This is a genomic window from Vreelandella aquamarina (assembly GCF_900110265.1).
Taxonomy (GTDB): Bacteria; Pseudomonadota; Gammaproteobacteria; order Pseudomonadales; family Halomonadaceae; genus Vreelandella; species Vreelandella aquamarina.
On sequence record NZ_FODB01000004.1, the window covers coordinates 68,071 to 91,775 of the forward strand.

At 58.9% G+C, this 23,705-nt stretch carries 25 protein-coding genes; 16 read left to right on the plus strand and 9 right to left on the minus strand.

The annotated features are described in order from the left end of the window. The first annotated feature begins 7 nt into the window (after positions 1–7). Positions 8–625 carry a YitT family protein gene (locus BMY49_RS02015; protein ID WP_062359474.1) on the plus strand — a complete coding sequence of 206 codons (618 nt, stop codon included), beginning with the start codon at positions 8–10 and terminating at the stop codon, positions 623–625. 75 nt (positions 626–700) lie between these two features. Here BMY49_RS02015 and BMY49_RS02020 read toward each other — a convergent pair whose 3' ends face one another. Both BMY49_RS02020 and BMY49_RS02025 read right to left on the minus strand, forming a co-directional pair. Further along, the gene (locus BMY49_RS02020) at positions 701–3,214 is read right to left on the minus strand and encodes a heavy metal translocating P-type ATPase (protein WP_089674647.1); all 2,514 of its coding nucleotides are present in this window, start codon (positions 3,212–3,214) and stop codon (positions 701–703) included. Beyond that, the gene (locus BMY49_RS02025; RefSeq protein WP_089674649.1) at positions 3,187–3,639 is read right to left on the minus strand and encodes a MerR family transcriptional regulator; all 453 of its coding nucleotides are present in this window, start codon (positions 3,637–3,639) and stop codon (positions 3,187–3,189) included. The genes BMY49_RS02020 and BMY49_RS02025 overlap by 28 nt, the downstream gene beginning before the upstream one ends. Before the next feature lie 261 nt (positions 3,640–3,900). Between BMY49_RS02025 and BMY49_RS02030 the strand changes: the two genes are divergently transcribed. The 8 genes from BMY49_RS02030 (at position 3,901) to rimI (ending at position 11,718) form a co-directional block, all read left to right on the plus strand. Then, entirely contained in the window at positions 3,901–5,253 is a 1,353-nt protein-coding gene (locus tag BMY49_RS02030) for an OmpP1/FadL family transporter (protein ID WP_089674650.1), read from the plus strand. 260 nt (positions 5,254–5,513) lie between these two features. Continuing rightward, a protein-coding gene (prfB, locus tag BMY49_RS02035; protein ID WP_143058106.1) for a peptide chain release factor 2 occupies positions 5,514–6,612 on the plus strand; the annotation gives its coding sequence in 2 pieces (ribosomal slippage) (positions 5,514–5,588 and positions 5,590–6,612; 1,098 coding nt in all). Positions 6,613–6,646: 34 nt separating this feature from the next. Continuing rightward, positions 6,647–8,158, plus strand: coding sequence for a lysine--tRNA ligase (gene lysS / locus BMY49_RS02040; protein WP_062359464.1), 1,512 nt, complete (start codon positions 6,647–6,649; stop codon positions 8,156–8,158). Positions 8,159–8,247: 89 nt separating this feature from the next. After that, on the plus strand, positions 8,248–8,634 hold the full coding sequence (locus BMY49_RS02045) for a hypothetical protein (RefSeq protein WP_044629610.1): 387 nt from the start codon (positions 8,248–8,250) through the stop codon (positions 8,632–8,634). Positions 8,635–8,722: 88 nt separating this feature from the next. Continuing rightward, on the plus strand, positions 8,723–10,126 hold the full coding sequence (locus BMY49_RS02050) for an MFS transporter (protein ID WP_058579704.1): 1,404 nt from the start codon (positions 8,723–8,725) through the stop codon (positions 10,124–10,126). Between the two features lie 40 nt (positions 10,127–10,166). Continuing rightward, a complete protein-coding gene (locus BMY49_RS02055; RefSeq protein ID WP_054640807.1) occupies positions 10,167–10,475 on the plus strand; it encodes a BolA family protein in 309 nt (102 codons plus the stop codon). Further along, positions 10,472–11,275, plus strand: a complete 804-nt coding sequence (locus BMY49_RS02060) for a hypothetical protein (protein ID WP_062374886.1) — start codon at positions 10,472–10,474, stop codon at positions 11,273–11,275. The genes BMY49_RS02055 and BMY49_RS02060 overlap by 4 nt, the downstream gene beginning before the upstream one ends. Continuing rightward, positions 11,272–11,718 (plus strand): ribosomal protein S18-alanine N-acetyltransferase, encoded by a 447-nt coding sequence (gene rimI, locus BMY49_RS02065; protein ID WP_054640806.1) that lies wholly within the window; start codon positions 11,272–11,274, stop codon positions 11,716–11,718. The genes BMY49_RS02060 and rimI overlap by 4 nt, the downstream gene beginning before the upstream one ends. Here rimI and BMY49_RS02070 read toward each other — a convergent pair. Together BMY49_RS02070 and rsmD are read right to left on the minus strand one after the other, a co-directional pair. Continuing rightward, a complete protein-coding gene (locus BMY49_RS02070) occupies positions 11,715–11,909 on the minus strand; it encodes a cell division protein ZapB (protein ID WP_044629605.1) in 195 nt (64 codons plus the stop codon). The two genes, rimI and BMY49_RS02070, sit on opposite strands and share 4 nt — an antisense overlap. A 116-nt stretch (positions 11,910–12,025) precedes the next feature. Next, positions 12,026–12,610, minus strand: coding sequence for a 16S rRNA (guanine(966)-N(2))-methyltransferase RsmD (rsmD, locus tag BMY49_RS02075; RefSeq protein ID WP_228219032.1), 585 nt, complete (start codon positions 12,608–12,610; stop codon positions 12,026–12,028). A gap of 126 nt (positions 12,611–12,736) precedes the next feature. Here rsmD and ftsY point away from each other — a divergent pair, with 126 nt between their 5' ends. From ftsY to rpoH, 4 genes are all read left to right on the plus strand, one after another. Further along, positions 12,737–14,086, plus strand: a complete 1,350-nt coding sequence (ftsY, locus tag BMY49_RS02080) for a signal recognition particle-docking protein FtsY (RefSeq protein WP_089674657.1) — start codon at positions 12,737–12,739, stop codon at positions 14,084–14,086. Next, positions 14,083–14,751 (plus strand): cell division ATP-binding protein FtsE, encoded by a 669-nt coding sequence (ftsE, locus tag BMY49_RS02085; protein WP_058579699.1) that lies wholly within the window; start codon positions 14,083–14,085, stop codon positions 14,749–14,751. Before ftsY ends, ftsE begins: the two co-directional genes overlap by 4 nt. Further along, entirely contained in the window at positions 14,748–15,794 is a 1,047-nt protein-coding gene (ftsX, locus tag BMY49_RS02090) for a permease-like cell division protein FtsX (protein WP_062374880.1), read from the plus strand. The genes ftsE and ftsX overlap by 4 nt, the downstream gene beginning before the upstream one ends. Before the next feature lie 242 nt (positions 15,795–16,036). Next, positions 16,037–16,906 (plus strand): RNA polymerase sigma factor RpoH, encoded by an 870-nt coding sequence (gene rpoH, locus BMY49_RS02095; RefSeq protein WP_062374879.1) that lies wholly within the window; start codon positions 16,037–16,039, stop codon positions 16,904–16,906. A gap of 93 nt (positions 16,907–16,999) precedes the next feature. Here the strand turns inward: rpoH and slmA are convergent, their stop codons facing one another. The 5 genes from slmA to coaBC form a co-directional block, all read right to left on the minus strand. Next, positions 17,000–17,608, minus strand: a complete 609-nt coding sequence (slmA, locus tag BMY49_RS02100; RefSeq protein ID WP_054644930.1) for a nucleoid occlusion factor SlmA — start codon at positions 17,606–17,608, stop codon at positions 17,000–17,002. 21 nt (positions 17,609–17,629) lie between these two features. Continuing rightward, on the minus strand, positions 17,630–18,529 hold the full coding sequence (argB, locus tag BMY49_RS02105; protein ID WP_054644931.1) for an acetylglutamate kinase: 900 nt from the start codon (positions 18,527–18,529) through the stop codon (positions 17,630–17,632). Positions 18,530–18,630: 101 nt separating this feature from the next. Continuing rightward, entirely contained in the window at positions 18,631–20,019 is a 1,389-nt protein-coding gene (locus BMY49_RS02110; RefSeq protein WP_089674658.1) for a phosphomannomutase/phosphoglucomutase, read from the minus strand. A gap of 47 nt (positions 20,020–20,066) precedes the next feature. Next, entirely contained in the window at positions 20,067–20,528 is a 462-nt protein-coding gene (gene dut / locus BMY49_RS02115; protein WP_044629738.1) for a dUTP diphosphatase, read from the minus strand. Positions 20,529–20,530: 2 nt separating this feature from the next. Next, positions 20,531–21,799, minus strand: a complete 1,269-nt coding sequence (gene coaBC, locus BMY49_RS02120; RefSeq protein WP_089674661.1) for a bifunctional phosphopantothenoylcysteine decarboxylase/phosphopantothenate--cysteine ligase CoaBC — start codon at positions 21,797–21,799, stop codon at positions 20,531–20,533. Between the two features lie 149 nt (positions 21,800–21,948). Between coaBC and radC the strand changes: the two genes are divergently transcribed. The 3 genes from radC (at position 21,949) to rpmG (ending at position 23,327) form a co-directional block, all read left to right on the plus strand. Further along, a complete protein-coding gene (gene radC, locus BMY49_RS02125; RefSeq protein ID WP_044629736.1) occupies positions 21,949–22,623 on the plus strand; it encodes a RadC family protein in 675 nt (224 codons plus the stop codon). 273 nt (positions 22,624–22,896) lie between these two features. Beyond that, the gene (gene rpmB, locus BMY49_RS02130; protein WP_038481085.1) at positions 22,897–23,133 is read left to right on the plus strand and encodes a 50S ribosomal protein L28; all 237 of its coding nucleotides are present in this window, start codon (positions 22,897–22,899) and stop codon (positions 23,131–23,133) included. 38 nt (positions 23,134–23,171) lie between these two features. Next, positions 23,172–23,327, plus strand: a complete 156-nt coding sequence (rpmG, locus tag BMY49_RS02135; protein ID WP_009098622.1) for a 50S ribosomal protein L33 — start codon at positions 23,172–23,174, stop codon at positions 23,325–23,327. Positions 23,328–23,705: the final 378 nt, after the last annotated feature.

Here is a 23,705-nt window from a genome sequence, read left to right on the forward strand (position 1 = left end):
CGCACTCATGCGCATGGAAGACCTGCCTAAAGACCCCCACAAGCCCTATGAAGACATCATGGCGATGCTGTTGGGTACGCTGTTCGTCGCACTCGGGGTGACGTTCTATACCCACGCGGTGCTGCTCACCGGCAGTACCGCAGGGATGGCGCTACTGCTCAATTATCTGACCGGGTGGGGTTTTGGCGTCTGGTTTTTTGCCATCAATCTGCCGTTTTACTATCTGGCGATCAAACGCATGGGGTGGAGCTTTACGCTGCGCACCTTTGTTGCCATTGGCTTGGTCTCGCTGTTCTCCGAGCTCACTCAGGGGTGGGTCGAATTTGCCAACGTGCCGTCGCTCTACGCGGCACTGATGGGCGGCGCATTGATGGGGATTGGCATGCTGATGCTGTTTCGCCACCGCACCAGCCTCGGCGGTATCAACATTCTTGCCCTCTACCTGCAGGATAAACATGGCCTGCGGGCAGGCTATGTGCAGCTCGGCATCGACGCCGTGATCCTGCTGGTGGCACTCACCCAGCTACCCCTAGACCGCGTAGGCTACTCGGTGTTGGGGGCGCTGATGCTCAACTTGATTATCGCCCTGAACCACAAGCCAGGGCGTTATATCGGGGTTAGCTAAACGGTTGCTAGTTAAGCCAAAACCACCAGGCGATCAAGCCAATGACGGCAATACCCGCAAGGTTGATCAGTAAACTCATACGGCCTCCTGCTGGGTGGGCTTCCATAACCGTAGGCGGTTGGCGTTGCTGACCACGGTGATGGAGGAGAGCGACATGGCCACGCCGGCAATGATCGGTGATAGCAACATGCCGGTTACGGGGTAGAGCACGCCGGCGGCAATCGGGATACAAAGTACGTTATAGCCAAATGCGCCGACTAGATTCTGCTTGATGTTGGTGAGCGTGGCCCGGCTAAGCTCAATCGCCGTGGCCACGCCGTGTAGTGAGCCGCGCATCAGCGTAATACCGGCGCTCTCCATGGCGATATCGGTACCCTGGCCAATGGCAAAACCCACGTTGGCCCGGGCCAGTGCTGGGGCGTCGTTAATACCGTCGCCCACCATGCCGACCACTTCGCCCGCCGCTTGGCGGCGCTCAATCTCGGCGTGCTTGTCGTCGGGCGTCATACCTGCCTTGAACTCGCTAATGCCGACCTCGCGGGCCACCGCAGCGGCGGTATGTTCGTTATCGCCCGTCAACATCACCACGGTTAATCCGTCATCCTGCAAGCGCTTTACGGCGGCGGCGGCATCTTTGCGCAGCGGGTCGCTAACGCCGAAGAGGGCGGCCAGCTTGCCATTCACCGCTAAATAAACCAGCGAGCGCGCCTTGGCTTCCAGCTGGCGAATGCTCTCGTCTGCTGGGGAAAGGTCGACGCCAGACGCTTCCAATAAGCGCGCATTGCCTAGCAGCAGCGTGTCATTAGCTTGGCTGGTGCCTTTAACACCGCCGCCGGTCACGCTATCAAAGCTAGCCAGCGCATCGGGTCGGGCGCCTTGCTCTTCGGCGTAGGCCGTCAGCGCTTTGGCAAGGGGGTGCTCCGAGCGGCTCTCTAGGGCGGCCACCCAGGCCAGTACTTGGGTGCTATCGTTATGCAGCACCGTTGCCTCAGTGACACGCGGCTTTCCTTCGGTCAGCGTGCCGGTCTTGTCCACCACCAGGGTGGTCAGACGGCTAGCGGTTTGCAGCGCTTCGCCGCTGCGCACCAGCACGCCATGCTCGGCGGCTTTGCCCACGCCAATCATGGTAGAGATCGGGGTGGCCAAGCCCAGCGCGCAGGGGCAGGCGATAATTAGCACGGTAGTAGCAGTAACCAGCATATGAATAGCCACCGGAGCGGGTCCGAGGTTGTACCAGGCAAGGGCCGTTAGCACCGCAATAATCATCACGGCGGGTACAAATATGCCAGAGATCGTATCGGCCAGCTCGCCAATCGGTGGGCGGGAGTTTTGTGCGCTGGCCACCTGCTCGGTAATGCGCCCCAAACGGGTATCGCGGCCGATGCGCGTGGCGCGGTACACCAAGCTACCGTTACCGTTCACCGTGCCCGCGCTTACGTCATCGTCCGCTGTTTTATGCACGGGCACCGGTTCGCCGGTAAGCATGGATTCATCGATATAGCTCTGGCCGTCGAGCACTACGCCATCCACCGGCAGCCGCTCACCGGGGCGCACGCGAATATGGTCATCCAGCGCTACATCGTCCACCGCGATTTCTTGTTCAACGCCGTCGCGTATCACCCGGGCGGTTTTCTCCTGCAGGTCGAGCAGCCGTTTAAGGGCGCTGCTGGTGCGACCGCGGGCTTTGAGCTCCAGTGCATTGCCCAACAAAATCAGGCCGATCACCATGGCAGAGGCTTCAAAATAGATGCCGTGAGCCACCTCAGGCAACCAGGGGGCAAAGAGCACCACCATCATGGAGTAGAGCCAGGCGGTGCCGGTACCCATGGCCACCAGGGTGTCCATGTTGGCTTGGTGGTGCTTGAGTTGTTTCCAAGCGTTGGTGAAAAAGTGCCGCCCAGGAAAGGCCAAAATAGCCAGCGTCAGCAGGCCAATCACCAGCCAATACAAGCGGCCGGCGCCCATGGGGTGCGGGTGATAGACGAACATGCTCAGCATGAGTGGAATGGCGAGGGAGAGCGACAGCACGCTGCCCTTGAGGCGCTGGCGGTAGGTAACGGCCTCTTGCGCCTCGCGAGTGCGCTCGGCTTCACGCATATCCACAATCGGTTCGGCGCGATAGCCTGCCTCAGCAACGGCCGCTATTAGCGCTTCCTGAGTAGCACTGCCGGTGACTTGGGCGGTGTGGGTGCCAAAATTCACCGAGGCGCTGTTCACGCCTGGGGTATGGGACAGCGCTTTTTCGACGCTTTTGACACAGCCTGCGCAGGTCATGCCGCTAATCAGCAGGCGCAGTTGGGGCGCATCCACGGGCGCACTTTGCGATTCAGCGGGTTCAGGTGCGTCGGGGTGTGGTGCGTCACTCGCGTCGTCGCTGGGCGGGTAGCCCGCATCGTTGAGCGTACTATCCAGCGCTTGATCGTCAAGGGAGCTGGTCACTTCCAGGCGCTTTTCTGCAGGGAAGCCATCCACTTGGGCGGCCGGGTCCTGGGCTTGAATGGCCTCACGCATGCGCTTAACGCAGCCCTGGCAGTTCATACCCGGCACGGTGCGTATCAGCATCACGGTTTGCTCGGTGTCGCGCTGCATGGTGCCTCCTCGGGAAAACTTTCGATTAAGCGGCACAGGCTATGGCCATCAGGGGTGCCGTCAGGCATGTCGCGCCAGCTCTCCAGTGCCTGCTCCATACGCTCGGCAAGTGCCTCTAGCTCGGCAATCCGCGCGCGTATTTGCGGCAGCCGGTGGGCAAGCAGATCGCGCACTAGCGGGCAGGGGGAGTCGCCTTGGTCGGCATGGGCTAGGATGTCACGGATTTCCGCCACGCTAAACCCCAGCTTGCGCGCCCGCTGAATGAAGTGCAGGCGCTCCAAATCGGTGGCGGAGTAGAGCTGGTAACCGTTGTCGGGATGGCGTTGGGGAGATAGCAACCCTTCTCGGGTGTAATGGCGGACGGTTTCAGCAGTGACGTGACCGCGCTTGGCAAGCTCGCCAACTTTTAAATCGCTTAACGACATAACCTCCCCCTGATTGGCGGTAAATGTTCAAACTGCATTGTAAAACCTTTGGGTAACCCATAGGTCAAGTGGGCGTGATCGACTCAGTCGAAATGACTAAAACACTGATTTAAAACGAGCGTACGACTAATGTATAAGCGGAAAATAAAATAAAACGCTCGTTTGCACTTGAACCGAACCAAGCATTGGGCGAAAACTGAGGTGTAGGAACAACGCGGATGGATGGCACAGTCCGCCGGATCATCGGGAGAGAGGCCCACAATGCATAATAACTTCAAGAAATTAACCCTAGCGGCCGCGGTTGCAGCAGTTACCTTTGCAAGCCAAGCTAACGCAGGCGGATATCAGATTAACGAGCAGAGCGTTAGTGGGCAGGGGTATGGCCATGCGGGACGTAGCTCAAACGTCAACGACGCCACCATCGTGTTCGGTAACCCTGCGGGTATGTCGTTCCTGGACCGCGCTCAGATTACGGCAGGCGGTACTTTTTTAAGCGTCGATACGGATATTAGTAATGTCTCGGCGAACCGCACATTAGATGCCGGTGTTGCTCAAGGCGGTGCCCCCGTCGGTACTCAGGTGCCTATCGGTGCGATTCCTGGAACGAACGATGGCGATATGGTGCCGGGTACGCTGGTGCCCTTTGCGTTCTATGCTCACCCAGTCAATGAACAACTGGCGTTTGGGTTTGGCGTTTACGCACCGTTCGGTTCTAAAACCGAGTACGAGGATACGTTCCAGGGCCGTTATTTTGGTGATTACACCGAGTTACGTGTGGTGAGTGCGCAGCCAACAGTGTCTTACCGCTTTAATGAGCAGTGGTCGGCGGGTATTGGTATTACTTACAATCAAGTGGAAGGTGAGCTGCGTCGTCAACTGCCGTCCAGCGCAGCATTTAACGCGGCGGGTGATGTGGACTCACGGGTCGAAGGTGACGACGACGGTTGGGGGTATAACCTAGGCGTCATTTATCAGCCGGTGCCAGAAACGACCCTTGGTCTAACCTATCGTTCAGCGGTTGATTACGAATTGGAAGGCACCTTCCAGGCCACAGATCCGCTCGGCAATGTAGTGCGTGCCGATACCGCTAGCTTGGATTTGACCACGCCTGAAACGGTTAACTTCTCGCTAACTCAACAAATGACCGACCGCCTGAAGCTGATGTTCGGCGCATCATGGGTGCGTTGGAGCCAGTTTGAAGAGATCTCAATCATTGGTAGCCAAGGTAACGAAATTACCAACGAGCAGCAAAACTACTCAAATGCCTGGGCCTTTGCCTCTGGTGGTGAGTATCAGTTAACGCCGACGTTAGCGCTGCGCGCTGGCGTAACGTTAGATTTCACGCCTACCAACGACCAAGACCGCAGCGTACGTATTCCCTCTGATGAGCGTCGTATCTTCTCTGTCGGTGCTGGCTGGAGCCCGACCCCCGATCTGACGCTGGACTTCGCCTACTCCTATCTCACCGAGCGCAGCACCTTTGTTGAGCAAGATCGTCAAGACTTGCTTGCCAGTGCTCAAACCGGTGGTGTGCCCGTCGGCGGTGCCACTTACTCTGCCGACTACAAAAACCAAGCTCATGGCTTTGGTGCTCAGCTGACCTATCGGTTCTGATCGGCTGCTCGCGCTTACTGATCGGTTTTCGACCTACTGACCCGGCTTCGGCCGGGTTTTTTACGTGAGCAACGAAGGGCTGGGTGGGTGCGGTATGCGCTGGGTTTCGCTACAATGCGTGCCAGAATTCCGCCGCTGGGCTGGCTCGCGAAGGTGTTAAACGCCAAGCGGTGAGTCACCTCAGCGGCGCCTGTCTCTTTTAAGCCGCGTTTTAGCGCGCATGAGACCCCGCTATTTACTGACCAAGGCTAGGGCGATCCATGTTGGAAACCAACCCGATTCATAACCAGATCAAGGACCTGTCTGAGCGGACAGACGTTCTTAGGGGGTATCTTTGACTATGCCGAGCGTAAAGATCGGCTAGAAGAAGTATCCCGCGAACTCGAAGACCCCAACGTCTGGAACGATCCAGACTACGCTCAAAAGCTGGGCAAAGAGCGTGCCTCCCTCGAAGCCATTGTGGCGACCATTGATGAGCTGGATCAGGGGCTAGCGGATAGCCGCGACCTGCTAGAGCTCGCCGAGATGGAAGAGGACGAGGGCACCGTCGAGGAAGTACGCAAAGAGCTCGACGGCTTACAGGACGCTCTGGAGAAGCTCGAGTTTCGCCGCATGTTCTCGGGAGAAATGGACGAGAACAACGCCTACCTGGATATTCAATCGGGGTCCGGTGGCACCGAAGCCCAGGACTGGGCCAATATTTTGCTGCGTATGTACCTGCGCTGGGCAGAGAGCCACGGCTTCAAAACCGAGATCATCGAAATTTCCCCAGGCGAAGTGGCGGGCATCAAATCGGCGTCGCTGCATATCCAGGGCGACCACGCCTTTGGCTGGCTACGCACGGAAACCGGCGTTCACCGCTTAGTGCGCAAAAGCCCGTTCGACTCCGGTGGCCGCCGCCACACCTCGTTTGCCTCCGTCTTTGTGTCGCCAGAAATCGACGACAGCTTCGAGGTCGAGATCAATCCATCGGATCTGCGTGTCGATACCTATCGTTCCAGCGGTGCGGGTGGTCAGCACGTCAACACCACCGACTCCGCGGTACGGATTACCCACGAACCCACCGGAATTGTGGTGGCATGCCAGAATCAGCGCAGCCAGCACGCGAACCGCGACTTCGCCATGAAGCAGTTGAAGGCGAAGCTGTGGGAGTTTGAGATGCAAAAGCGCAATGCGGCCAAGCAGGAAGCGGAAGACTCCAAAGCCGATATCGGTTGGGGCAGCCAAATTCGCTCTTACGTACTGGATGATCAGCGCATTAAAGACCTGCGTACCGGCGTTCAGTCCAGCAACTGCGACAAGGTGCTCGACGGGGATTTAGATCAGTTTATCGTCGCCAGCCTGAAGCAGGGTTTGTAATCTTTTTAGCGTTTGAACAGAAATAGGGTGCCCGATGGCTAACCAAGACGCGTCTTCTCTCGATAACGAAAATCACCTGATCGCCGAGCGCCGTGCCAAGCTAGCGGCCCGCCGTGAGCGGGCGGCCGAGCAGGGAAAAAGCGCTTTCCCGAACGATTTCCGCCGCGACAGCCTCACCGTTGAGCTGCACAACCTGCTGGGCGAGAAAGACAAAGCCGAGCTGGAAGCGCTGGATCATCAGGCGTCGGTGGCCGGTCGCGTGATGCGCAAACGCGGTCCTTTCATCGTGATTCAGGACGTGGCGGGCCAGATCCAGCTCTACGTGGATAAAAAGGGGCTGCCGGAAGACGTGCTGGAAGACATCAAAGGCTGGGATATCGGCGATATCGTCGCCGCCCGTGGCCCGGTGCATAAGTCGGGTAAAGGCGACTTGTACGTGATGATGGTCGAGGCGCAGCTGCTGACCAAGAGCTTGCGCCCGCTGCCGGATAAGTTCCACGGCCTGACCGATCAAGAAGCGCGCTACCGCCAGCGCTACGTCGATCTGATCATGAACCCGCAGTCGCGTAAGGTGTTCGAGACCCGCGCGGCGGTGATCAGCTCCATGCGCCGTTTCTTCGAAGCCCGTGGCTTCATGGAAGTGGAAACGCCGATGCTGCAGCCGATCCCCGGCGGCGCGGCGGCGCGTCCGTTTATTACTCACCACAATGCGCTGGATATCGATATGTACCTGCGTATTGCGCCGGAGCTTTACCTGAAGCGTCTGGTGGTGGGTGGTTTCGAGAAAGTGTTCGAGATCAACCGCAATTTCCGTAACGAAGGGCTGTCCACTCGGCACAACCCTGAGTTCACCATGATGGAGTTCTACTGGGCCTACGCGGATTACCGCGACCTGCTGGACATGACCGAAGCCATGCTGCGCACGGCGGCTCAGGAAGTGCTGGGCACCACCACGATTACTTACCAGGGGGCCAGCTACGATTTTGGTCAGCCCTTCAAGCGTCTCACCCTGCGCCAAGCGATTCTGGATCACGGCGACGGCATCACCGATGCCGACCTAGATACCCTAGATGCTGCCCGCGCTGCGGCGGAAAAACTGGGCATCAAGGTCAAAGAGAGCTGGGGCCTGGGTAAAGTTCAAACCGAGATCTTTGAAGAAGTGGCGGAACACAAACTGGACCAGCCCACGTTCATCACTGAATACCCGGCAGAAGTTAGCCCGCTGGCGCGTCGTAACGATGCCAACCCCTTCGTGACCGACCGCTTTGAGTTCTTCGTCGGTGGACGCGAGATCGCCAATGGCTTCTCGGAGCTGAACGACGCCGAAGACCAGGCAGAGCGTTTCCGTGAACAGGCTGCCGAGAAAGACGCCGGTGATCTGGAAGCCATGTACTATGACGCCGACTACGTGCGCGCGCTGGAGTACGGCCTGCCGCCCACGGCGGGCGAGGGCATCGGTATTGACCGTTTGGTAATGCTGTTTACCGACAGCCCCTCCATTCGTGATGTACTGCTGTTTCCGGCCATGCGCCCCGAGGTGGATTAACGCTCAACCAGGCGGTAGCGGACGAAAAGTTGGTAAGGGCGCGATTTAGCGCCCATAATGGTCAACGTTTCGACGGCGAGGAGAATCCCATGAAACTGCTAAATCGCTCTGCCCTGAGCGTCAGGCCGACCCAGACCTTCGTGGACTGGATCAATGCGCTCGAACCCACCATGGGAGACGACGACCTGACCCTGGACGACGTCGAACGTGAAAGTACGGTATACCTGATCCCCGAGATGGATACCCCTGAGGCGTTAGAGACGTTTGTCCGCGAGCGTCACGTAGAAATCCTGGAGACCGAGCTACGCGCCTGGGAAGAGGATGAGCGCCAGTGGCCAGAAAAATTAGATTGGTCGCTGTTTCAGGAATTCCTGCGCGTTGAGCACAGCTACTTAGCCATTGACCTGGACGACGAAACCGCCCTGGAAATCTCGGATGTTGACGACGCGCTGCTGCTCGACAACGAACAAGATTAGCGTGCTACTATTTTAGCGTAAGCGCACAGTGAAACCGGCTTCGGCCGGTTTCGCCGTTTGTAAGGGGTCTGTTTAGGAATTCATTACCATGCGACTGCTTGAAACTCGCCCTGGCGATGATGGGCTGCCGGGGCCTGAGCGCCTGCTCGCCGTGCTGGCGCTGGTCACCGGTACGTTGATGGCGGTGGTCGATACCACCATGATCAACCTGGCCCTGCCCACCATTGCTGCCGATCTGAATGTGCCGGCCTCCAGGGCAGTATGGATTACTAACCTGTTCCAGGTCGTGTGTGCTGCGTTCTTACTGGTATTTGCGGGCATCAGCGAGCTCATTACTCGCAGGCGGCTCTACTTGTTTGGCCTTGGGACGTTTGTGGTAGCAGCACTAGGGGCGGCACTGTCGCGTAATTTAGAAACATTGCTAGTGTTTCGCGCCTTCCAAGGCCTTGGGGCAGCTGCGACCCTTTCTATTGGGCCGTCCCTCTATCGGGCTATTTTTCCATCCCGCTTGTTAGGCAGCGCGCTCGGTCTAAGTGCTCTAGTGGTAGCGGGTGGTTATGCCGCAGGCCCCACGCTCAGCGGGGTTATTCTCTCGTTTGTGGATTGGCCGTGGTTGTTTGCGCTCAACGTGCCCCTCGGGGTGTGCTCGCTCTGGCTAGCCAGCCGGGCGTTGCCGCGGGATACGCCTCGCCAGGGTAGTTTTGATACGCTGGGGGCACTCTACTCGATGTTGATGCTGGCGAGCTTCTTTGTCGCTATGGACGCCGTTGGTCACGCTGCACCACTCTGGCAAAGCGGCGGCTGGGCACTGTTAGCGGTAGGGGCCTGCGCGCTGTTTATTCATCGCCAGCGCCGCGCGCCTTACCCGCTGCTGCCGCTGAGTGTGTTTGCCGAGAAGCGCTTTACGCTGGCGGTCTCGGCATCTGGCCTGGCTTTTATCGGCCAGGGACTCACTTTTGTGGCGCTATCGTTTTTCTACCAGGAGCAGATGGGCTTTTCGCCGCTGGAAACCGCTTGGCTATTCACGCCGTGGCCCCTGGCGATCATGCTAGTGGGGCCGTTGGCGGGGCGGTTGGCGGATCGAGTTAATCCCAGCCTGCTATCTAGTACCGGGCTGATGCTACTGATTATTGGCCTAGTCGCGCTGGCGCTGGTGGATGAGAGCACCGGCGTGGCGGGCAGCCTGTGGCGCACGGCGCTGTGTGGTATTGGGTTTGGACTTTTCCAGCCGCCGAATAACCGCGAAATGATGGGCAGCCTACCGCCGGAGCGCAGTGCCAACGTGTCTGGGGTGATGAGTACCACACGCACGGTGGGGCAGTCGTTTGGTGTCGCACTGGTAGGAGCGGCGCTGGCACTGGGCTCGCCAATTCAGGTCACGCTCTGGCTAGGTGCGGGCACTACCGTGCTGGCACTGCTGGCGAGCCTGTCGCGGGTATCGCTCGCCCAGCGGGCGCTGGATGAGCGGCGGGCATCGTCTGTTGGAAAGTAAGGGCGTACAATAAGCCAGTTGCTGACTGAAGGAGAGTCCCATGGCGATACAGACACAAATTGAGCAGAAGTTGGCGGCCTTAACCCCTGACGTGCTGCAGGTCGAAAACGAAAGCCATATGCATAACGTGCCGGCCAACTCTGAAACTCACTTTAAAGTGACGCTGGTAAGCGATAGCTTCGATGGCATGATGCCGGTCAAGCGCCACCAACAAATTTATGCCCTGTTGGCGGATGAGCTCTCTGGCCCGGTGCACGCCCTGGCGCTGCACCTCTACACACCCAAAGAGTGGCAGGCACGGGGCAGCGAGCGCCCGAACTCCCCCAACTGCCGTGGCGGCGGCCAGTGACCCCGGAGGTTGTTCGTCGGCACTACCTGGATGCTATGGGTATTACCGCTTGGGCATGCCGCTACCAGCTGCCCAACGCCCGCCCGACGGAAGCCTGCGAGTGGGAAGAAACACCGACCAAAACACCACCACGGGAGCGGTTGCATGCGCTGCTGGATGATGCACCAGCACCGCGAACACGTAGCCAGCCTGCCGCTGCCGAGCAAGGCAACACTTCCCCAGTGGCATCGCCCTCGGCGGTCAAGGCGCTCTTAGGTCATTCGCCTGCCGCGGCACCCACCCCGGAGGCGAGCCCGGTACCAGAACCCAGAGTGCCGCCTGCGCAACCCGCCAAGCCGCTGAGCTTTAGTCTCTCCTGTGCTTGTGTGGGAGGACGCTGGCTTAGCGTATGTGAAGGGGAAATGTCTCCGGTTGAACAGCAGTTGCTTGCCAATATGCTGCGGGCGGCTGGTGTGTTACGCGGCGAACTGCCAACAGTGACCCACTTCAAATGGCCGCCCATGGCCACAGCCTTTGCGCCGGAAGAGCCGCTTGAGGAAGCTCAGGAGGGTGTGGCAGCGTTTGTTGCTGGGGCCGCGAGCCGACAAGGCTGGCAGTTAGAGCAAGTGCTCTGGTGGGGCGCAGAGGAGACGGCTACTGACCTTGCTCGAGTCATGGCGCTTACCGACGGGCAGAGCCAAACGCTCGCACTTCCTGTGTGGCAAGGCCCGTCGCTGGCCGTGCTCACTCAGCAGGCCAGTGCTAAACGCGCGCTATGGCCGCGTTTGGTGGCCTTAGGGCAGCAGTGGAGTGCCGAGTGATCTGCCGGTTAAACGCTGCGCATCGAGTGCCGCTACATACCTTAGAAGCCGCCGCGCACAGCGGGGCAAGCCCCCAGCAGTTAGATGAAGCGCTGGCTGATGAGCAGGCCTGGGTAGTGGGCTATTGGCAGGACGACGTGCTAATGGGTTATGCGTTGGTGGCGAAGTTGCCGTTTGACGCTGAGCTACAGGCGATTGGTGTACTACCCGATTGCCAAGGGCAAGGCATAGGCCAGCGGCTGCTTAACAAAGTGGTCGCGGTGGCGAAGCAGTGGCAAGCTGAGCGGCTGCTGTTGGAAGTGCGTGCTGGAAATCAGCGGGCGATTGCGCTGTATCAGCAGGCGGGGTTTGGCGAAGATGGTCGTCGGAAGGAGTACTACCCGGCCGTGAAAGGCACGACCGGGCGGGAGGATGCGCTGTTAATGTCGCTGCCGTTGGCTTAGGAGGCGTTGCTATCACTCATGCCATCGAATTTGCTAAGCACACCTTGTAAGCGGCTTTCCCACTCTTCACGCTCTTGTTTTAACTGAGCGTTTTCGTTACGCAGCTCTTCGTTTTCCAGCTTCATCATCTCCAACGCCTCAACAGTGTCGGTGATTTTCTGTTCTAACTGATTAAAAAGCTCAAGGCTCATGCCTACCTCCAGTAACGGACGACAGGCGGCTGCCTATCGTCATGAAATAAAATGGGCTATCAATGTGTGACTCAATTGAGCGAGCGTAACGCTGCTGTCAGTTGGCGGCAAGCGCTTTACGAGGGCACGCGTTGATAGAGTCTGGCAATACTCTCACCTGCCTGAGTTTCACGGTGTAAATTCCAATTAGCCGGTACCGCTGGCGTTAGGCTCTGTTCGGTTTCCAGGTAGATCATCGCATCGCTTGCCAGCCATCCGCCCGCTTCCAGCGCGGCACAGCAAGACGCGGCTAACCCTTGGTGGAACGGCGGGTCGAGAAACACCAGATCAGCAGGTTGGCTAGGCTTTTCAAGAAACGCCTGGGCATCAGCAGTCACTACCTGCCCCTGCGTTGCACCGAGGGTGGCAAGATTGTCGCGAATCAGCGCGGCAACGTGTGTATCGCGCTCGACAAAGGTGACCTGCGCAGCCCCCCGAGAGAGCGACTCGATGCCAAGCGCGCCGGTACCGGCAAATAGGTCCAGCACCTGCTTGCCATGCAGCGCTTGGCCCAGCCAGTTAAACAGCGTTTCACGTACGCGATCCGGCGTAGGGCGCAGGCCCGGATGGTCGAGCACAGGCAGCATGCGGCGGCGAAAATCGCCGCCGATAATGCGCAGTTTCCCCGGCGGTTTGGCAGTTCCGCGGCGGGGAGTCGACATGCGAGATGATGAGCGAGAGGAGCGTTGTCGTTTCATAACGCGGATTGTAGCGGGCTACTTATCCAAAGTCTTGGTCTGCGGTGGTAGGATAATCGCAATGTTCACCTATTTAGTCGGATGACACCTATGTTCGGTTTTTTCAAACGTAAGAAAAAGCACGACTCCCAGCGGGAGCCTCAAGACGCCCAAGAGCAGCCAGCGCTGCTAGACGAGCCCGAAGGCGCGCCTGATAAGGAGCCTGCTGCTGATGTATCAGCACCTTCCGAATCGCTGGCAGAAGAGCCGCCCAAGCCCGCGCCGGAGCGCGAAAACGAACCCACTGAGGTGCTCGCTCAGGAGCAGTCGCCTGAGCCGGTGAGCAAAGAGGACGTTCAGCCAACGGGCGTTGACGAGGAAGTCACCCCCGCGCCAATCATGGACACTGTGCCAGAGCCAGAGCCAGAGCCAGAGCCAGAGCCAGAGCCAGAGCCAGAGCCAGAGCCAGCCGCGAAGCCTGCGCTTCAAGAGAAGCCGGTATCCGAAAAAGGCGAGAAGAAAGGTTGGTTTGCGCGCATCAAATCTGGCCTGGGAAAAACCCGCGCTAATCTTACTGACGGCTTGGCCGACCTGTTCCTTGGCAAAAAGCATATCGATGACGAGCTGCTGGAGGATCTGGAAACTCAGCTGCTCATGGCCGATGTGGGCATCGAAGCGACGAGCGAAATCATCGAGCGCCTTGAGGCACGGGTTTCCCGCAAAGAGCTGAATAATCCCGAAGCGCTCTATCGCGGCCTACAGGAGGAGCTGGCCGCGCTGCTGGCACCCGTGTCTGCGCCGCTCAGCTTCGAGAAAGAGAGCGACGGCCCCTTCGTTATTCTGGTGGTGGGGGTCAACGGCGTGGGTAAAACCACCACCATCGGCAAGCTCACCCAGCGTTTCCAGCGCGAAGGCAAGAGCGTCATGCTGGCGGCTGGGGATACCTTCCGTGCGGCGGCGGTGGAACAGCTTAAAGTGTGGGGCGAACGCAACAGCGTACCGGTTATTGCCCAGCATACAGGGGCAGATAGCGCCTCGGTGATTTACGACGCGGTGGCGGCCGCCAAGTCTCGCGGCGTAGATGTGCTGATCGCCGATACCGCCGGGCGGCTGCACAACAAGAGCCACCTGATGGAAGAGCTGAAAAAGGTGCACCGTGTGATGCAGAAGCTCGATGACACGGCGCCCCACGAGGTCATGCTCGTGCTGGATGCAGGCACGGGGCAGAACGCAATTTCCCAGGCCACTACTTTTAATGAGGCGGTGCCGATTAGCGGCATTACTTTAACCAAGCTGGATGGCACCGCCAAAGGCGGGATTATCTTTGCCCTGGCGAAACAGCTAGAAACGCCAATTCGCTTTATCGGGGTGGGTGAGGGTCTGGACGACTTGCGCCCCTTCAACGCTAACGACTTCGTCAACGCGCTGTTTGACCGCCAAGGGGATGATGGTCGCGCATGATTGCTTTTGAGCATGTGGGGAAGCGCTATGGAGGGCGCTTTGACGCGCTGGCGCATCTGAACTTTCGCGTGGCGAGAGGCGAAATGGTGTTTCTGACTGGCCACTCCGGGGCGGGAAAAAGCTCGCTACTGCGGCTGATTATGCGCCTAGAAAAGCCCAGCCGTGGGCGAGTAGTGGTAGCCGGGCATGACATTGCTCAGCTCCACGCCAGCCAGGTGCCGTTTTATCGTCGCCAGATTGGCGTAGTATTTCAGGACCACCAGCTGCTATTTGATCGCAGCGTGTTCCATAACGTTTCGCTGCCGCTAGAAATTCAGGGTGTAGAGCCCCGAGAGGCGGCGAGGCGGGTGCGGGCAGCTCTGGATAAAGTCGGCCTGTTGCACCGCGAAAAAGCCCTGCCCATCGAGCTTTCCGGCGGTGAGCAGCAGCGGGTGGGCATCGCCCGCGCCGTGGTTAATAAGCCCGCGCTGCTGCTTGCCGATGAGCCCACCGGTAACCTAGACCCACAGCTCTCTGCCGATATCATGGGGCTGTTCGAGGACTTCAACCGCATCGGCACTACGGTCATGATCGCTAGCCACGATTTGGCGCTGATTGCGCGCTTGCGTCATCGGATTCTGCGTCTGCAGGACGGTCGTTTAGTCGCCGATGAGGGGGCTGCATGAAGCGCTCAGCCAATGCTCGCCAAAGCGGCGCCGCCCCTCGGGGTAAGCGCCAAACACCCAAGCCCGCCGCACCTGCCTCGGAAACAGCCCCTCGCAGTGGGGCGCGCGCTCAGCAAACACGTTTTAGCAGTCGCCTGCGTGCCTGGGGGCGTCACCACCGGGCCATGGCGCTGGATAGCCTTTTTCGACTGGTGCGCTACCCGTTGGGAAACCTGCTGACCATGCTGGCCATTGCCATTGCCTTGGTACTTCCCGCTGCTCTATGGCTGACGTTGGACAGCGCCAAGCTGCTGGATGCCGAGCTGGATGAAAGCGCGTCGCTCACCGTTTATCTCGATATGGGGATTGATGCAGCGCAGGCGGCTCGGATCGAAGAGGCGGTGAGTGCTGACGGCGGCGTGGCGCAGACGCGTATGATCAGCCCAGAGCAGGGCATGGCGGATTTCCAGCAGTCGTTGGGCATCGACGATACCCTGGCAGGGCTTGACGATAATCCGCTCCCCACGAGTATCGTCATTTCCCCTCAAGATGTAGAGCCCGCTGCGATGGCTGAACTGGCCGAGCGGCTCGAGGGGGTAACTGGCATCGATGAAGTACGCGTCGATTTGGCCTGGGTCGAGCGGCTGCGCCATCTGGCGGCGTTGGGACGCCGCGTGGCGCTGGCGCTGGGGGTGCTGTTTGGTTTCGGTGTACTGCTGGTCGTCGGTAATACCATTCGCTTGGCGGTGGAGAGTCGACGCCGTGAAATCGAAGTGGTCATGCTGATCGGCGCAACGCACGCCTTCGTACGTCGCCCGTTCTTGTACAGTGGAGCCTGGTATGGCGCTGGCGGCGGGCTTTTGGCGCTGGGTCTATTGGCCTTGGGTAATCACTGGCTCTCACTGCCGGTAGCGGCGCTGGCGGCCAGCTACGGTGCCAGCTTCACCTTGCCGCAGCTAGATGTGACAGGCTCTACAATTCTGCTATCCTGCAGTATACTACTTGGCTGGCTGGGCGCTTGGCTTGCCGTCACGCGCCATCTTTCCAGCATACGCCCGCGCTGAGCATGCGTCTGTCGCGTTGTCATCTTCACGTTATAGGCAGTACATAGACTTCGCGATATTGTCCATGCGGGCAGTCACGGGAATTTCTACCCCCGTGGCGTGATCGATGCCAACTGTGCGTCGATCGTTTGAACCTCTGGGTTCGCCTAAGGTCTTAAGGTTAACGCAAGACGTTTGGCTGCGCACATTCACGCGACGCCAGCACGTCAACCACGATAGGTTTTAAGGGAGGCCATCTGCATATGAGCACTAGTCTTCTACCGGTGGGACAGTTTTCACCAGGCAATGACCTGGGTGGCTACATTCAAGCGGTGAATGGCATCGCGGTGCTGAGCGTCGAAGAGGAGCGCGAGCTGGCGTTCCGCCTTTACGATGAGGGCGATCTTGAGGCGGCACGTCGACTGGTGCTATCGCACCTTCGTTTCGTGGTGCATATTGCTCGCAGCTACTCCGGTTACGGTCTGCCGCAAGCGGACTTGATTCAGGAAGGCAACGTCGGTTTGATGAAAGCCGTCAAGCGCTTCGATCCCAATCAAGGGGTACGCTTGGTATCGTTTGCCGTGCATTGGATCAAGGCAGAGATTCACGAGTTTGTGCTGCGTAACTGGCGCATCGTTAAAATCGCTACCACCAAAGCTCAGCGCAAGCTGTTCTTCAACCTGCGTAGCGCGAAAAAGCGTTTGGCATGGCTGAACAACGATGAAGTCGATGCCATCGCTAAAGACCTTGATGTGAAGCCCGAAGTCGTGCGCGATATGGAAGGTCGCCTCTCGGCGTTTGATGCAGGTTATGATGCCTCGCCCAGCGACGATGAGGAGAGTGCTTACCAAGCGCCTGCCTACTTCCTTGACGATGCCTCCGCCGATCCGGCGGCCCAGCTAGAGGATAGCGACTTTGAAGAGGACTCCACTCGCCGCTTGCAGCTGGCGCTGAAAGAGCTGGATGAGCGCTCCCGGGACATTCTGCAGCGTCGTTGGCTCACCGATGATAAAGCCACGCTGCACGACTTGGCCGATGTATACGGCGTTAGTGCCGAGCGTATCCGCCAGCTTGAGAAGAACGCCATGAAGAAGCTGCGCCAAAAAATGGGCGACGCGGCCATCGCTGCGTAACACTCACGCCTCACGCAGGAAAACGCCCCGCCGGTATCGTTACGGCGGGGCGTTTTCATTTGCTTTGTGCATGTGCTGAGAGCACGCGCCTCATTATGCGGGTTGGGAAGCGTTTCTAAATAGCTGGCCCGAGAGTAGCGTCCACTGATCCTCCCAATACTCGGTAGGCAGCCGCTTGAAGTCGCTGCGGACGTATTGCGAAATACGCCCTTCGGCCTGGGCGATGAGCAGGTTGGCCGCTGCTGAGGCGGTGATGCTGGTGCGCCACCCTTCGCGCAGCTCGGCTTCCCGCAGCACCTGCTTGAGTTGGGTTTCCAGGCGCTCGAAGAGCTGGTGTACCCGCTGGCGCAGCCGTGCGGTTTCACCGGTGAGCACATCGCCCCCTAGCACCCTGGCAAGCCCGGGGTTCTTCTCGGCAAATCCGAGCAGGAGCGAGAGAATTGTCCCGCAGCGGGTCGTGGCGTCGGGGATGTCATCCAGAATGCGGGTAATGCGTGCGAAAATGCTCTCTTCGATGAAGTCGATCAGTCCCTCAAACATGCGCGCCTTGCTGGGGAAGTGGCGATACAGCGCCGCTTCGGAAACGCCCACTTGGCGCGCCAGTGCGGCCGTGGTGATCCGCTTGCCGCTGTCCTCTTCCAGCATGATGGCTAACGCCTGCAGAATTTGCTCGCGGCGGCGAGGTTTGCGATCGTCACTCATGACTCTTGCCCTCCGTCGCGATTAGCCTGCGTCAGTGATCAGGGTGCCTACCCCGGCGTTGGTAAAGATTTCCAGCAGTACGGCATGGGGCACGCGACCATCGATGATGTGGGCGCTGTTCACACCACCTTTCACCGCGTCCAGTGCACAGCGGATCTTGGGGAGCATCCCGCCATAGATGGTGCCGTCGGCAATCAAGCCGTCTACCTGAACGGTCGTGAGCCCGGTCAATACCTTACCTTCGCTGTTCATCAAGCCCGCCACGTTGGTCAGCAGCATCAGCTTCTCGGCGTTCAGCGCTTCGGCCAGCTTGCCTGCTACCAGATCGGCATTGATGTTGTAGCTGTTACCTTTGTCATCCACGCCGATGGGAGCGATGACCGGAATAAAGTCCCGGGCGGCCAGCATCTCGATCAGGTCAGTGGAGATCGATTCCACTTCGCCGACATGGCCGATATCGATGATTTCCGGCGCGGTCATCTCCGGGCTCTGGTGCTCCACCTTCAGCTGCCGGGCGCGAATCTGGGCGCCATCTTTGCCAGTCAGGCCAATCGCCTTGCCGCCGCTTTGATTGATCAGGTTGACGATGCTCTTGTTCACCAAGCCGCCCAGTACCATCTCCACGACATCCATGGTTTGCGAGTCAGTGACTCGCATGCCATTCACGAAGCGGGATTCGATATTGAGCTTCTCCAGCAGGCTGCCAATTTGCGGGCCGCCGCCGTGAACCACCACCGGATTAATGCCAACTTCCTTCATCAGCACGATGTTGCGAGCAAATGAGTCGATCAGCGTGTCTTCGGTCATGGCATTGCCGCCATATTTCACGACGACAGTTTTACCGGAAAATTGCTGAATATAGGGAAGCGCTTCTGACAGCACCTCCACAACGACCTGGGGGTCGCGGCTAGCTGAACTCATGACGTTGTCCCTTTGCTCTTTTTAATGTCTGTTGCGTTGCTAGGCGCTTACGCGCCTGGATGACAGCATTTTTTAACACGTCGCGCGTTCTAAGGGCGCGATCATGTCGTTGTGGTGGCCGGTATGGTCAGTGTAGGCGCGATGCCATGTAGCGCTTTTTCAAAGCGCTCGCGGATTCGAGCGAGCGCTGCGCTATCTTTTCCCTCGAAACGCAGTACCAGGGCGGGCGTCGTATTAGAGGCGCGACATAATCCCCAGCCGTCGGTGTAATCAACGCGAATGCCATCCAGCGTGGTTTTGATACCTTCGCCGAAGTCGCCCTCTCTGGCAAGTGTCTCGATAATGGCAAATTTTTCTTCATCGGCAACGCTGACGTTAATTTCTGGCGTACTGACATCTTGGGGGAATTGGTCAAAGAAAGTGTCCGCGTCGCCGGGGAATTGGGCAAGAATCTCCAGCAGCCGTGCGGCTGAGTAGAGGCCGTCATCAAAGCCGTACCAGCGCTCTTTAAAGAAGATATGTCCGCTCATTTCGCCGCCCAGCAGCGCGTCGGTCTCTTTCATACGCGCTTTGATCAGTGAGTGGCCGGTGCGCCACATCTCGGGTTCACCCCCAGCCTCGCTAACCACCTTGGCCAAGTTGCCGGTGCACTTGATATCGAAGACCACCTTGGCACCAGGGTTGCGCGACAGCATATCGGTGGCAAAGTGCATCAACAGGTGGTCAGGGTAAATCATACGCCCACGGGGCGTGACGACGCCCAGGCGGTCACCGTCGCCGTCGAAGGCAAGGCCGATGTCGGCACCGCTCTGCTGGACGTGATGGATCAGATCCTGCAGGTTTTCCGGCTTGCCGGGGTCGGGGTGATGGTTGGGGAAGCGGCCATCGATCTCGTCAAACAGTGGTGTGGTGGTGACCCCAAGCCGCTGAATAAGCTGCGGGCCAAGCTCTCCGGCCACACCGTTGCCGCAATCCACCACGGCGCTGAGCGGGCGTGTTACCTTCACATCACTCAAGATGCGTTCCAGGTAGCTGGCGCGCAGATCTTGGCTGCTCACGCTGCCCTGGCCCTGGGTGAAATTGCCCGCCTGGATACGCCCAAAGAGCGCAGTAATCGCGTCGCCCGATAAGGTGTCGCCCGCCAGGACGATTTTAAAGCCATTGTAGTCCGGTGGGTTGTGGCTGCCGGTGAGCATCACCCCTGAACGGCTCTCCGGCAGCGTGTGGGTGGCGAAGTAGAGCACCGGCGTGGGCACCATGCCGATATCGATAACGTCCCGCCCGGCGGCCTGAAGGCCGCGAATGAGCGCTGCTTGCAGGCGCGGCCCAGAGGTGCGGCCATCTCGCGCCACAATCACCGTCTGCTCGCCACGAACGGCGGCTTCAGAGCCGACGGCGCGGCCAATCAGCTCGGTGGTGGCTTCGCTTAACGTGTCATCCACGATGCCGCGAATATCGTAAGCACGAAATATCGAAGCGGGTACGGTCATCATCGATCCTTGAAAAACGCTGAAAGGGAGTGGGCTGGCGAACGGGGTTACTGGCGGCCGGTGCTGCCGAAACCGCCGCTGCCGCGAGTAGAGTCGTTAAAGCTATCGACGATATCGAGTTCAGCTTGCACCACGGGGACCAGAACGTACTGGGCGAGCCGCTCGAAGGGCGCAATCGTGAAGCTGTCCTGGCCGCGATTCCATACCGAGATCATTAGCTCGCCCTGGTAGTCGGAGTCGATGAGCCCAACTAGGTTACCCAGCACGATGCCGTGTTTATGGCCTAGGCCAGAGCGCGGCAGAATCATTCCCGCTAAACCCGGATCTTCAATATAGATGGCAAGGCCGGTGCGGACGAGCTGACATTCGCCGGGGGCAAGGGTGAGCGGCTCATCCAGCAGGGCGCGTAAGTCCATGCCCGCAGAGCCTGTCGTGGCATAGGTGGGGAGATAGTCGTGCAGGCGCTCATCCAACACATTGCACTGCAGGCGAGGGCGGGAACTGCTCATGGTTAGGCTCCAGAAGAGGTCAAAGAGAGGTGGGTGAGGGCGTGCCGAACGATCAGCGCGGCCAGCTGCGTTTTAGGCTGTGGCGGTGCAACGAGTCGGTCACTACCGTCGGATGTTCGCCATAGCAGGAGCGCCGCGTTGTCGTCGCTGCCAAATCCCAGCCCCTGTTGGGAAACATCGTTGGCGACGATCATATCGAGCCCTTTGCGGGCGAGCTTATCCTGGGCGTAACGCTCGATGTCTTGGGTCTCGGCGGCAAAGCCCACGACAAAGGGGCGCTGGCCGTCCGGTAGCGCCGCCACATCGGCAATGATGTCGGGATTTTTCACCAGCGTGAGCGTTAGGGTGTCCTGGTCGTCGGTTTTTTTCAGCTTGTGCTCGGCCGCGTTGGCGGCGCGGTAGTCGGCCACCGCTGCGCAGCCGATAAACAGCGCCGCCTGGGGCGCTAGCTCAAGCGCTGCTGTATGCATTTGTACGGCGGTTTCGACGTTGAGCCGCTCGACTCCTTGGGGAGTAGGCAAATTCACCGGGCCGCTGATTAGCGTTACTCGTGCGCCTTGCGCGGCCGCCTCGGCCGCCAGGGCATAGCCCATCTTCCCCGAGCTGTGATTCGACAGGTAGCGGACAGGGTCTAGTGCCTCCCGCGTGGGGCCAGCGGTAATCACGACATGGGGGGCGCTGGCCGAAGGGGTAATGGGCGGTGCAAAATGGCGGCTCACGGCCTCCAGAATTTCATCAGGCTCGCTCATGCGCCCTGGGCCGACGTCGCCGCAGGCCTGATCGCCCGCCGCCGGGCCAATCAGCTGCCAGCCATCGGTGGCCAGCTGTTTCACATTGCGCTGAGTGGTTGGGTGGCGCCACATGGCCTGATTCATCGCAGGGGCGATGAGGCGCGGTGCTTCAGAAGCAAGGCATAGAGTGGTCAGTAAGTCATCCGCCATGCCATGGACCAGCCGCGCGATCAAGTCGGCGGTGGCCGGGGCGATGACGATGGCATCCGCCCAGCGGGCCAGCTCGATATGCCCCATGCCAGCTTCCGCTTCAGGGTCGAGTAGCGAGGTACGCACCGGCTCGCCCGAAAGTGCCTGAAGCGTGAGTGGCGTTATAAACGCCTGGGCTCCCTCGGTCATCACTACACGAACCTCGCAGCCAGCCTGTTTTAGCTGCCGCACGATAAGGGCGCTTTTGTAGGCCGCGATGCCAGCGCTAACGCCCAGCAGCAGGCGCTTACCCGCTAGCGACGATAAGGGGGAGTGCGAAAGTGGGGCCATGGTGGGCAGTCCAGTGTGACGATCAACAAGGGGCTTACCATACCATTTGGCTGATTATTTTGGCATGCTCGGCAGATTCGCCATAATGCGAGGTATAGTGAGGCTGGTGGTCATGGTAGTGCGTTAAAAGAACCATTAGGGAGGCGTGGATGGGGATTAATCATTGGCCCGAAGGTGAGCGGCCACGGGAAAAGCTGTTGAATATGGGCGCGCAGGCGCTTTCGGATGCCGAGCTGTTAGCGATTTTTCTGCGAGTAGGCGTGCAGGGGCGCTCAGCGGTAGACTTGGCGCGGGACTTGCTGGCGAACTTTGGGGGGTTAAGGCAGTTGCTTGAGGCGGACCAAACCCAGTTCTGCTCCGCCCGTGGTCTGGGAAGTGCTAAATTTGCCCAGTTGCAGGCCACCCTAGAGCTCTCTCGACGGCATTTGGCCAGCCAACTGGCTCGTGGCAATGCCCTAACGTCGCCTGCGTTGGTGCGCCACTATTTGAGCTCACAGCTGCGTCACTTGGGGCATGAAGAGTTCGCCGTACTTTTTTTGGATACACAGCATCGAATTATTCGCTATGAATCCCTGTTTCGCGGTACCCTAGACAGCGCATCCGTTTACCCCCGCGAAGTTGCCAAGCGTGCGCTTGAGTTACACGCTGGTGCTGTCATCCTGGCCCACAATCACCCATCGGGTGTGGCTGAGCCCAGCGATGCTGATCGACGTATCACAGAACGCTTAAAAGATGCCCTTGCACTCTTTGACGTGCGGGTACTCGATCATTTTGTGGTGGGGGACGGAGAAGTGGTGTCATTTGCCGAGCGTGGCTGGCTATAGCGGTAATTTTCAGCAGCATCAGCAGCAGAAGACGTGTGCTCGACCCTTCGGTCTTTGCCCTTTTTCTAAGTAAATTGTCCAAAAACGCGCTTTTTTGGCCTTTTTGGGCGGTTTCGCTTGCTGGTAGCTAGGTGCTCTGGTATAAAGTGCCACCTTTGAACTTGGGTTGAATAACGGATTTGGGTACAGCTAGGCGGTTAACTGCGTCGACTCCCTCCCTGCTCCGGTTTGCCCGACAGTTTTGAACAACTCGCCAAGCGGTTGGAGGCTCTCATGTCCAAAGTATGTCAGGTTACCGGCAAGCGTCCGGTAACTGGTAATAACGTTTCTCACTCCCAGCGTAAGACACGTCGTCGTTTCTTGCCGAACCTGCACACCCATCGTTTTTGGGTTGAGTCTGAAAACCGCTTCGTCAAGCTGCGCGTTTCCTCTAAAGGCATGCGCATCATCGACAAGAAAGGTATCGAGACGGTTCTGGCCGATATCCGCAAACGCGGCGACGCTATCTAAGCCAGCTTTTTGCTAAGCACTTTTGGGAGAGTTAAACCATGCGCGATAAGATCAAGCTGGTGTCTAGTGCCGGTACAGGCCACTTCTACACCACTGATAAGAACAAGCGGAACACCCCGGATAAGTTCGAATTCAAGAAATACGACCCGGTGGTCCGTAAGCACGTTATCTACAAGGAAGCCAAGATCAAGTAATCGCGATTACGATGATCGGCTTTCACCGCAGGCGAGCGCCTGTTGAAAAACCCGGCCTAAAGCCGGGTTTTTGCATGGTGCGCCAGGCATGGCGCGCAGCGCCAATTAGGCGCTATCCGGTCCGCCGTGGTGGTTGGCCGGATGACTTGGGGGTGAAAGTCCCCTACGGACCCTGATAGCGGGAACCGTTAGCTGAACAGCAAGGGTGTTCGTCGTGAGGCGGAATCTGAAGGAAGCTGTAGGCAAACTCCTGGCCCGACGAACAGGAACCGCATATGAGGCAGCCACATCTGGGCGAGAGGGCCATGAAACTCGAAGCCCAATAGCTATCCAGAAGATGTGGAAGTAGATGCGGCGGGTAGATGGGAGGAAGGTCGC

Coding starts and splice junctions, on each gene's coding strand:
- BMY49_RS02015 (WP_062359474.1), top strand. CDS start 8: ATGCGCATGGAAGACCTGCCTAAAGACCCCCACAAGCCCTATGAAGAC.
- BMY49_RS02020 (WP_089674647.1), bottom strand. CDS start 3,214: ATGCAGCGCGACACCGAGCAAACCGTGATGCTGATACGCACCGTGCCG.
- BMY49_RS02025 (WP_089674649.1), bottom strand. CDS start 3,639: ATGTCGTTAAGCGATTTAAAAGTTGGCGAGCTTGCCAAGCGCGGTCAC.
- BMY49_RS02030 (WP_089674650.1), top strand. CDS start 3,901: ATGCATAATAACTTCAAGAAATTAACCCTAGCGGCCGCGGTTGCAGCA.
- lysS (WP_062359464.1), top strand. CDS start 6,647: ATGGCTAACCAAGACGCGTCTTCTCTCGATAACGAAAATCACCTGATC.
- BMY49_RS02045 (WP_044629610.1), top strand. CDS start 8,248: ATGAAACTGCTAAATCGCTCTGCCCTGAGCGTCAGGCCGACCCAGACC.
- BMY49_RS02050 (WP_058579704.1), top strand. CDS start 8,723: ATGCGACTGCTTGAAACTCGCCCTGGCGATGATGGGCTGCCGGGGCCT.
- BMY49_RS02055 (WP_054640807.1), top strand. CDS start 10,167: ATGGCGATACAGACACAAATTGAGCAGAAGTTGGCGGCCTTAACCCCT.
- BMY49_RS02070 (WP_044629605.1), bottom strand. CDS start 11,909: ATGAGCCTTGAGCTTTTTAATCAGTTAGAACAGAAAATCACCGACACT.
- rsmD (WP_228219032.1), bottom strand. CDS start 12,610: ATGTCGACTCCCCGCCGCGGAACTGCCAAACCGCCGGGGAAACTGCGC.
- ftsY (WP_089674657.1), top strand. CDS start 12,737: ATGTTCGGTTTTTTCAAACGTAAGAAAAAGCACGACTCCCAGCGGGAG.
- ftsE (WP_058579699.1), top strand. CDS start 14,083: ATGATTGCTTTTGAGCATGTGGGGAAGCGCTATGGAGGGCGCTTTGAC.
- ftsX (WP_062374880.1), top strand. CDS start 14,748: ATGAAGCGCTCAGCCAATGCTCGCCAAAGCGGCGCCGCCCCTCGGGGT.
- rpoH (WP_062374879.1), top strand. CDS start 16,037: ATGAGCACTAGTCTTCTACCGGTGGGACAGTTTTCACCAGGCAATGAC.
- slmA (WP_054644930.1), bottom strand. CDS start 17,608: ATGAGTGACGATCGCAAACCTCGCCGCCGCGAGCAAATTCTGCAGGCG.
- argB (WP_054644931.1), bottom strand. CDS start 18,529: ATGAGTTCAGCTAGCCGCGACCCCCAGGTCGTTGTGGAGGTGCTGTCA.
- BMY49_RS02110 (WP_089674658.1), bottom strand. CDS start 20,019: ATGACCGTACCCGCTTCGATATTTCGTGCTTACGATATTCGCGGCATC.
- dut (WP_044629738.1), bottom strand. CDS start 20,528: ATGAGCAGTTCCCGCCCTCGCCTGCAGTGCAATGTGTTGGATGAGCGC.
- coaBC (WP_089674661.1), bottom strand. CDS start 21,799: ATGGCCCCACTTTCGCACTCCCCCTTATCGTCGCTAGCGGGTAAGCGC.
- radC (WP_044629736.1), top strand. CDS start 21,949: ATGGGGATTAATCATTGGCCCGAAGGTGAGCGGCCACGGGAAAAGCTG.
- rpmB (WP_038481085.1), top strand. CDS start 22,897: ATGTCCAAAGTATGTCAGGTTACCGGCAAGCGTCCGGTAACTGGTAAT.
- rpmG (WP_009098622.1), top strand. CDS start 23,172: ATGCGCGATAAGATCAAGCTGGTGTCTAGTGCCGGTACAGGCCACTTC.